The 905-nt window shown below is 69.9% G+C and carries 1 pseudogene; it reads left to right on the top strand.

The window, feature by feature from the left end:
• Positions 1-35: 35 nt before the first annotated feature.
• Positions 36-886 (top strand): annotated as a pseudogene (locus QK440_RS41225) (IS5 family transposase).
• Positions 887-905: the final 19 nt, after the last annotated feature.

Genomic DNA, 905 nt, shown 5'->3' with positions numbered 1-905 from the left:
CTAGGCCGTTTCCTTCGGATCATCCGGTCGTTGGTCTGGGTGTGTCGTTGACTGACGCCCAGTGGGCGCGGATCGAGCCGCTGCTGCCTGATCGGACGCCTCGGCGGGGTGGGCGGTGGCGGGATCACCGGCAGGTGATCGACGCCATCGCCTTCAAGTACCGCACCGGGACACCGTGGATGGACCTGCCCGAGCACTTCGGCTCGTGGAAGGGCGCCCACAACCGGCTGCGGAAGTGGGCGGCCGATGGCACCTGGGAGAAGGTCTTCACCGCCCTGCTGGCCCAGGCCGACGCCGAGGGCGACCTCGAGTGGGTCGTCGCGGTCGACTCCACGATCGTGCGGGCTCACCAGCACGCCGCCGGGGCCCGTCAAAAGGGGCCCCGGACGGCGAGCCGCACGAGCACGCCCTCGGGCGGTCGCGCGGCGGACTGACCACGAAGATCCATCTTGCCGCCGACGGCCGATGCCGTCCGCTGGCCTTCTTCCTCACGCCCGGCCAGGCCGGTGACGCACCCGCATTCGAGCAGGTCATGACCCGCCTGCGGGTGCCCAGGCCGGTCGGCAGACCGCGCACGACACCTACCGCGGTCCTCGCGGACAAGGCCTACTCCTCCCGCGCGATCCGCCGTTGCCTGCGGCGTCGCGGCATCAGGGCGGTGATCCCGCAGCCGGTCGACCAGATCGCCAAGCGCCAACGCCGTGGCCAAGCCGGCGGCAGGCCACCGGCCTTCGACCGTGAGGCCTACAAGCACCGCAACACCGTCGAACGGTGCATCAACAAACTCAAGCAGTGGCGCGGACTGGCCACCCGCTACGACAAGACAGCGACCATCTACCTGGCCGGACTCCACCTCGCCGCCATCTTCATCTGGTCCGCGCGGTGATCCGAAGGAAACGCCCTAG

The sequence above is a fragment of the Streptomyces sp. CC224B genome (genome assembly GCF_030010595.1).
Classification (GTDB): Bacteria; Actinomycetota; Actinomycetes; order Streptomycetales; family Streptomycetaceae; genus Streptomyces; species Streptomyces longispororuber.
Note: the sequence above shows the minus strand (reverse complement) of the source record. Positions and strands in the feature narration are given on the sequence as shown.